The sequence below is a fragment of the Streptomyces sp. genome (assembly GCF_019510245.1).
In the GTDB taxonomy this organism is placed as follows: Bacteria; Actinomycetota; Actinomycetes; order Streptomycetales; family Streptomycetaceae; genus Streptomyces.
On sequence record NZ_JAEKKT010000313.1, the window covers coordinates 1 to 8388 of the forward strand.

Below are 8388 nucleotides of genomic sequence, written 5' to 3' on the forward strand. Positions count from 1 at the left end.
GTGTTGTGCGTCGTGGCATAAACGACGTGCTTGCCGTTGTGGACGACGCTGGTGAAGTCCTTGAGCGAGGCCCACCCCGCCTTCGGCTCCGCCAGCGGGCCGGTCGATGTCCAGTGGTACGTCGACGGAAGAGCACACACGTTGTTCGCCCCTGACAGGCCGGTCCACTTCTGGTTGGCGCCGCCGGTGCACGACCAGAGCCGTACCTCCGTGCCGTTGGCCTTGCCCCAGCCCGAGGCCTCCAGGCACAGCCCGGACCGCACGCCGACGATCGTGCCGTCGGGGTTCACCCGCCACTGCTGGTTGTCACTGCCGTTGCATGTCCAGATCTGCACCGGGGTCCCGGACGTGGTGGCGCCGCCCCGGACATCCAGGCACTTGTTGCCGTACACGGTGAGCTGGTCGCTGTCCGTCAACGTCCACTGCTGGTTGACTCCACCGTGGCAGTCCCAGATGTGCACGTCCGCGCCGTCGGTCTGGCTGAAGCCCGCCACATCGAGACAGCGGCCGGAATCAACACCGCGCACGTCGCTGGTGGTGGCCGCCTGAGCCGGGCCGGCGACGAGCAGCGCCGCCAACGCGGCCAGGGCCGCGACCACAGCGGCGAGCACCGCAGATGGATGCCTGGGGCTGAAGCTGCGTCTGCGCATAAGGACCTCTTTATCCTTGAGCAAGCGGCTCCGGTACACCCCGTCAGGGGCTGTCCGGACGGCGGTGCAGTGCGGCCCTAAAGTGTTCGACATAGCGAACATGGGTCGAAGTGTCGAGCAACTGGATAATAGGGTTCCGGTGATCAGCGTCAATACCTCGCGCACAATTCGCGAGCAGAAACGCTCGCAGGCTGAAACCAGGCGGCCTCAAGTCCCATGCCTGTACCGGCCTTTGACTGTGAGTCAGGTAGCGGTGCGGGCGCGGGCTTGGACAGGCACCGTTGCAGTACCGGTTGCCGCCGCTCCCGAAAAGGTTGCCGCCCGGTCCAAGTTGAGGGTGTGAGGGGCCACGGGTAGCGGGTGCAGGCGGGTGTGTTCGACCGTCTGGCGCGGAGGCCGGCGCCCTGCCTGTCTCGCGGTGGACGCGGGTGTTGACCTGCCGGCAGAAGATCGCGCGGGCCCCGCGGAGTTCGGCGAAGCCGCTGTGCTTCTCCCGCAGGTTCGCCGAGGTCGAGGATCAGGTCCGTCTTCGCGATACGGACGGTGGCCTCGCCGCCCCCTTTGAACTCGGGATCGAACGGGACGCAGGTGTGTACTTGCAGGCCGTAGTGGCGTCCTGCGGCCACGACTTGAGGATGACGGACCGCGATCCCGGTGACCCGGTCGATGGTCATCGTCTTCTCGTTGTCGGTGAGTAGACAGGTCGGTGCCCCGCCGATCGCCCGCAAAGCGGAGTCGATGCACGAGATGGGCGGGGTCCGGTCCCGGGCTGGGGTACGACGTGCCGCAGGCACGGGCTACGAGTTGGTCATGCGCCGGACGGCCTCGGTGAGTATCTCGGGTGAGGTCGCCAGGTTGAGGCGAACGAAGCCGACGCCGCCGGTGCCGATTCGGATCACACGGCCGTGCACCTTCCGCAGGTAGGCGACGAGTTTGCGGATCGACCAGCGAGTGAAGGGCTGTCCGAGCTTGGTCGGGCGGGTGGTGGCCGTCTGAAAGACGAAGTCCTCGTCGTCAGGACTGCGAAGGCGGGGACGGCCTCTCGCCCACCGAGGGTCCAGGCAGGCCAGGCCGATCTCGTTGAACCGGTGGATCACGTCGCGGACAGTGTCCTCATCGGCCTGCACCAGCTTCGCGATCACCGGGACCTGGTTTCCGCCGGCCGAGACCAGCAGCATCATCGCGCGCCGGTACCGCACCGAGCTGGTGCTGCCCCGGCGCACAATCCGCTGCAGTCTCTGGCCCTCCTCGTCGGTCAACCTGCGCACACGGAGAGGCTCAGCCGCCACACCCCCAACGGTCGGATCGGATGTCTCCGGACATCCAACCGCTGGAACTGCCGACCCGGCTAACCTTCCCGATCAGAGCACTGGCTACCTGCCCCTCCTCTCGCCGGCTACCGCGAACACAACCCGCCAACCCGCGTGAGCAGACGGTGCGCGACCAGCGAAGCCGCCCAGTCTCAATCGCCAACTACGGCGAACGGTCACAGATCGCCGAACGCTTCCTTCCGGGCCCGCCAGGCTCTTGTGACGCACCGCCGCAAGCAGCAGACGGCATTCAAACGCCGGCCCACCCCTGCCACTCAAGTGGTCCCGTATTCGGGGCACTTGGCTCGGCCGACGCCTCTCAACTCCGCGGCCACACGCTTACGCAGCCGGCGGACCCGACGCCACTGCCTGGAACGACATGCCGCCGAGCAGTACACGGCCACGGGCCGTGCTTCGGCCTCAGCCGTTCACCGCAGCCCGCGCGCACTCGCTCTCCGGCTTGTCCGGCGCCCTCGGACACCCCGCCGACCAAGGCCCCAAAACTACTCAAACCCGGGATCAGCAACAGGCACTGAGCCGCCGGCGCACGCTGCAGCTCAAGGGACTCCAACGCGCATCCCCCAACACGACGCGCACCGCCCCCACTTCAGCCCGGCACATCCGTCAGCATCCGCCACCCGGGCGCATAGTTCCCGTGCAGCACCAGCGACGCGGCCCCCACCGCGCCCACCGTCTCGCCGATCACACTCTGCTCGACGGCGACCGCACGGATCGTACGGGCGACGGACGTGCGGTTGACGGCGGCCTCGACCTCCTCGCGGATGATCGGCTCGATGCCGCGCAGCGCCTCGCCGCCGAGGACGACCCGGCTGACGTCGAGGAGGCTGGCAGCGCCGCGCGCGGCCTCTCCGATACGGCGCGCGGCACGCCGTACGACATCGCAGGCGTCGGGGTCGTCCGCGCGGGCCGCTCGGCGCAGGGCCTTCCAGTCGTGGTGCACGGAGTCGGGCGTACCGGTGAGGCCGATGCGGTCGGCGGCGGTTCGGCCGTGCAGGCGCAGCAGGTCGTCGATGATCGCGGCCGGGCTGACATACGGGCCGAGGCAGTCCATCGCACCGCAGTGGCAGATACGGTCGCCCGGCTCCACAGCCATGTGGCCGAACTCGCCGGCGTTGCCCGAATCGCCGTGCAGGACCGTGTTGTTGAGGACGATGCCGGCGCCGACGCCCGTGCCGAGGTAGATGAACAGGAAGCTGCCCGCCCGGTCCGCACCACCGATCCAGCGCTCACCGATGGCCGCGGCGGTGGCGTCGTTGTCGAGGGCGACGGGCAGGCCGGTGGCGTCGGCGAACATGTCCGCGAGGGGGACGCGGCCCCAGCCGGGGAAGTTCGGCGGGGACACCACGGCGCCGGTGCTGCCGTCCAGGGTGCGGTCCACGGCGCTGCGGTCGAGGAGGCGCCCGGTGGTGCGCGCGATGCGGTCCACCACGTCGGCCGGATCGCCCGGCGCGGTGAGCCGCAGCCGCCGGCTGCCGATCACCTCGCCGGCCAGGTCGACCACCACGATGACGGCGGCGTCGGGGTCGAGGTGGACGCCGACCGCGCAGGCCCCGTCGGCCCGGATGGTCAGCAGGGTGCGGCGCTTGCCGCCGCTGGAGGGGGCCTGGCCGGATTCGGCCACGAGGCCCGCGTCGAGGAGCTTGCGGACGACGTTGGAGACGGTCTGGTTGGTCAGGCCGGTGAGGGCGGCCAGCTCGACCCGGCTCACCTGGCCCGTGGTGCGGATGGCGTCCAGGACGACGGCCTGGTTGTAGCCGCCGACCCGCGGCAGGTTCGTCCCGCTGAGCATCGTCACCTGTCGGTCACCTGATCCCCTCACATCCGCCGCCCCCGGCACTCGCATGGCGAAAGTTTACATACTCGAAGCATTGACTTCATCCATCAAATGGATTTAGCTGACGCCCATCAAATTCCGGCCATCGAGGCCGATCAGCGCAGGGTGGCGCAGAGTACGGCGCGCCGTCCGGGCTGGCCTCCAGGCCGAAAACTCGCGGCTTTCCCTCAGGTTTCGCGTCCCGGAGGAACCACTGTGCGCTCGAGAATCGTCACCGTCGCGGCCTTCACCGCCGCCACCGCCCTGGCCGCCACCGGCTGCGGTTCGGGCTCGTCAGGCAGCTCGTCCAAGTCCATCAAGGTCGTCTACTGGCAGAACCTGGACAGCACCAACAAGCTCCAGGCCAACTTCCTCGCCTCGATGGTGAAGGAGTTCACCAAGGCCAACCCGGGCACCAAGGTGACCCTCGTGCCGGTGACCGCCTCCGAGAACGACTACTACACCAAGCTCCAGCTCATGATGCGCTCCCCCGCGACCGCGCCCGACCTGGTCTACGAGGACACCGCGCTCATCAACTCCGACATCGCGGGCGGCTATCTCAAGCCCCTCGACGCCTACGCCGCCAAGTGGGCCGACTGGTCGCAGTACGCCAAGGCCGCCAAGGCCGCGGTGACCGGAGCCTCCGACGGCAAGACCTACGCGGTGCCGGACGACACCGACACCCGTGGGATCTGGTACAACAAGCAGCTCCTCCAGAAGGCCGGGATCTCCGTGCCCTGGCAGCCGAAGACCTGGGCCGACGTGATCGCCGCCGCCAAGAAGATCAAGGCGAAGCTGCCCGGCGTCACCCCGCTGAACCTCTACACCGGCCAGGCGGGCGGCGAGGCCTCCTCCATGCAGGGCTTCGAAATGCTCCTCTACGGCACCCCGGCCGGCGACAAGTCGCTCTACGACGCCTCCCAGAAGAAGTGGGTCGTGGGCAGCCAGGGCTTCAAGGACGCGCTCGACTTCGTCCACACCGTCTACGGCCAGGACCTCGGTCCGGCCAAGGAGCAGGCGCTGGGCGCCAACTTCGGGACCGCCGTGGGCACCGAGCTCATCCCCGAGGGCAAGCTGGCGATCGACATCGACGGCTCCTGGATGCCCAACAACTGGAGTTCGGCAGCGGCCAAGCCGTGGAAGGAGTGGCAGTCGGTGATGGGCACCGCGGCGATGCCGACCCAGAACGGTCAGGCGCCCGGCAGTACGAGCATGTCCGGCGGCTGGGCCTGGTCGATCCCGGCGAAGGCCAAGAACCCCGACCTGGCCTGGAAGTTCCTGTCGACCACCCTCCAGACGAAGACCAACGCCGCCAAGTGGAACGCGACCAACGCCAACATCGCGGTGCGCACGGACGTCGCGTCGGACCCGGCGTACCTGAACTCGGTGCCGACCAACAAGTTCTTCACGGAGCTGGTCGCCGACACCCACTACCGGCCCGGGCTGCCGGAGTACAACCAGGTCTCGACCGCGATCCAGAAGGCGATGGAGTCCGTGACGACGGGTCAGGCCTCCGTCGACAAGGCCGCCTCGACCTTCGATAACGATGTCAAGGCGGCGGTGGGCGACGACAAGACCGCGGAGGGCACTTCGTGACCACCCTCGCTCCGGCACCTCACGGGACCGGCGGTCACCCCCGCCGGTCCCGCGGGGCGCCCGCCCCCGCCGTCCGCTCGCTGCTGCGCGGGCTGCCGACGGTCCCGGCCGTGGTCCTGCTGGCGCTGTTCCTGGCCGGTCCGATCGCGTACTGCGTGTACTACGCGTTCACCGACATGCAGCTCACCGGCGCCTCCGGCACCCACTTCGTCGGCGTCGACAACTTCACCAGGGCGTTCAAGGACACCGACTTCCTCAACGCGATGTGGCTGACCCTGCTGTTCGTGGTCGGCTCCGCGGTGATCGGCCAGAACACCCTCGGGCTCGCGCTCGCGGTCCTGATGCAGAAGGCCACCCAGCCGGTACGGGCCCTCGTCAACGGCGTGGTCATCGCCGCCTGGGTGCTGCCCGAGGTGGTCGCCGGCTATCTGATGTACGCCTTCTTCTACGACCAGGGCTCACTCAACTCCCTTCTGGACGCGGTGCATCTGCCGGACCAGAACTGGCTCTACACGATGCCGATCCTCGCGGTGTGCCTGGCCAACGTGTGGCGCGGCACCGCCTTCTCGCTGATGGTCTTCACCGCCGCCATCAACGACGTACCGCAGGAGCTGGTGGAGGCCGCCGAGATGGACGGCGCGGGCCCCTGGCAGCGGCTGTGGCGGGTCGTGCTGCCGGTCATCAGGCCCTCGATCCTGACCAACCTGATGCTGATCACGCTCCAGACGCTCTCCGTCTTCGGGCTGATCTACACCATGACCCGCGGCGGCCCCGGCAACAAGAGCGAGACACTGCCGATCTTCATGTACCAACAGGCCTTCCAGAACAGCCTGATCGGCTACGGCACCGCCATCGCCCTCGTCCTGCTGGTCGTCGGCGCCCTCTTCTCCGTCGTGTACATCCGGCTGCTGAAACTGGAGGACGACTGATGGCCGCCGTCGCCACTCCCCCCGCCCCGCCCGTCTCGAAGACGGTCCCGGCACCCGCCCCCGGGCGTCCGCGCCGTGTGCGTCCCGGTCGCCTCGTGATCAACCTCGTCCTGATCGCCGTGTCGGTCCTGTACGTCCTGCCGTTGCTGTGGATGGTGCTCGCCTCGGTGAGCGACACCAACTCCTTCCGGCTCAAGTGGCCTTCGGCGCTGACGCTCGACAACTTCGACGCGGTCCTCAACGTCGACACCACCTACCGGCCGATGCTCAACAGCCTGCTGCTGTGCGGCTTCGGCACGGCGGTCACCGTGGTCGCGTCGGTCCTGTGCGCCTACCCGCTCTCGCGCTACCGGTCCCGGGTGCGCCGACCGTTCCTCTACACGATCCTGTTCTCCACCGGGCTGCCCATCACCGCCGTGATGATCCCCGTGTACAGCATGTTCGTGCAGGTGAACCTGATCGACTCGATGCCGGGCACGACCCTGTTCCTGGCCGCGTCCGCGCTGCCGTTCGGGATCTGGCTGATGAAGAACTTCATGGACGGCGTGCCGATCGTCCTGGAGGAGGCCGCCCGTATCGACGGCGCGAACACCATGCAGGTGCTGTGGCGGGTGGTGCTGCCGCTGATGCGGCCGGGTGTCGTCGTGGTCACCATCTTCACGTTCATCGGCATGTGGGGGAACTTCTTCGTCCCCTTCATCCTGCTGCTGTCCCCGGAGAAACTCCCCGCGTCCGTCAGCGTGTTCACCTTCCTGTCCGCCCACGACCAGACGCAGTACGGGCAGTTGTCGGCGTTCTCGCTCCTCTACTCGCTGCCCGTGGTGATGCTCTACCTGCTGCTGGCCCGCAAACTCGGCGGCGGCTTCGCGCTCGGCGGCGCGCTCAAGGGCTGATCCGGGCTCGCTCCCCCCACCTCGTAGTACTCGCACGGAGACGGACACCTGATGCACAACGACCGTGAAGTCACCGAACAGCGGCTGGCCCGCGTGCTCGACGAGCGGATACGCCCCGCCGTCCATGCCCGGTCCGTCCCTCTCCAGGTGGAGATCTGGAACGTCTCCGGCGAGCCGGTCCCGGTCCCCGAGGGCCTGGCCGCTCCGTACCGGCCGGCCCAGGTTGGCGACTGGTGGGGGCCCGCCTGGTCCACGAGCTGGTTCAAGGTCAGCGGGACGATCCCGGCGGACTGGGCCGGCGAGACGGTCGAGGCCGTACTGGACCTCGGGTTCGCCACCCACTCCGCGGGCTTCTCCGCCGAGGGGCTGGTCTACCGGCCGGACGGCACCGCGGTGAAGGCGCTCAACCCGCGCAACACCTGGCTGCCGGTGACCGAACGGGCCGCTGGCGGTGAGGAGTTCGCCGTCCACGTCGAGGCCGCCGCCAACCCGGTCGTGATGCACACCGCTCCCGGCGAGCTCACCTTCGGGCCCACGTCCGTGGGCGGCCGGGCGCCGTGGCTGGGCGACCCGGCCGCGGACCCCGGCGCACCCCTCTACCGGCTACGCCGTCTGGACCTGGCCGTGTTCGACCGGGAGGTCCACGAACTCGTCCAGGATCTGGAGGTGCTGCACCAACTGATGCCCGAGCTGTCCCCCGACTCCCCGCGTCGGTGGCAGATCCTCCGGGCGGTCGAACTCGCCTTGGACGAAGTGGACTTGCAGGACATCAGCGGTAGCGCGGCCGCCGCGCGGGCAGTCCTCGCCCCCGTGCTCGCCTCGCCCGCGCACGCGAGCGCGCACCGGATCTCGGCGGTGGGGCACGCACACATCGACACCGCCTGGCTGTGGCCGCTGCGCGAGACCGTGCGCAAGGTGGCCAGGACGGTATCCAACGTCACCCACCTCATGGACGACCATCCGGAGTTCAAGTTCGTGATGTCCCAGGCGCAGCAACTCGCCTGGCTGAAGGAGCACCGCCCCGAGGTGTACGCACGGGCGCAGGAGAAGGCGAAGACCGGACAGTTCCTGCCGACCGGCAGCCTGTGGGTGGAGCCCGACACCAACATCAGCGGCGGTGAGGCCCTGGTGCGCCAGTTCGTCCATGGAAAGCGGTTCTTCCTGGAGGAGTTCGGG

At 68.7% G+C, this 8388-nt stretch carries 5 protein-coding genes and 2 pseudogenes; 4 read left to right on the top strand and 3 right to left on the bottom strand.

Annotated features, from left to right (window positions below; all coding sequences use genetic code 11):
- The 3 genes and pseudogenes from JF597_RS49790 to JF597_RS49800 all read right to left on the bottom strand — a co-directional run.
- Nucleotides 1-650 (bottom strand): non-reducing end alpha-L-arabinofuranosidase family hydrolase (locus JF597_RS49790; RefSeq protein WP_294012741.1); only part of this gene is annotated, 650 nt, incomplete at its 3' end.
- Nucleotides 651-1534: 884 nt separating this feature from the next.
- A pseudogene (locus JF597_RS49795) lies at nucleotides 1535-1831 on the bottom strand (helix-turn-helix domain-containing protein); the annotation flags it as partial.
- Nucleotides 1832-2567: 736 nt separating this feature from the next.
- Entirely contained in the window at nucleotides 2568-3770 is a 1203-nt protein-coding gene (locus JF597_RS49800; RefSeq protein WP_294012749.1) for an ROK family transcriptional regulator, read from the bottom strand.
- A gap of 240 nt (nucleotides 3771-4010) precedes the next feature.
- On the opposite strand from JF597_RS49800, the gene JF597_RS49805 reads away from it, so the two are divergent.
- From JF597_RS49805 to JF597_RS49820, 4 genes and pseudogenes are all read left to right on the top strand, one after another.
- On the top strand, nucleotides 4011-5390 hold the full coding sequence (locus JF597_RS49805) for an extracellular solute-binding protein (protein WP_294012744.1): 1380 nt from the start codon (nucleotides 4011-4013) through the stop codon (nucleotides 5388-5390).
- A gap of 80 nt (nucleotides 5391-5470) precedes the next feature.
- Nucleotides 5471-6319, top strand: coding sequence for a carbohydrate ABC transporter permease (locus JF597_RS49810; protein WP_294012752.1), 849 nt, complete (start codon nucleotides 5471-5473; stop codon nucleotides 6317-6319).
- On the top strand, nucleotides 6319-7212 hold the full coding sequence (locus JF597_RS49815) for a carbohydrate ABC transporter permease (RefSeq protein ID WP_079140578.1): 894 nt from the start codon (nucleotides 6319-6321) through the stop codon (nucleotides 7210-7212). The genes JF597_RS49810 and JF597_RS49815 overlap by 1 nt, the downstream gene beginning before the upstream one ends.
- Nucleotides 7213-7263: 51 nt before the next feature.
- Nucleotides 7264-8388, top strand: a pseudogene (locus JF597_RS49820) (alpha-mannosidase); the annotation flags it as partial.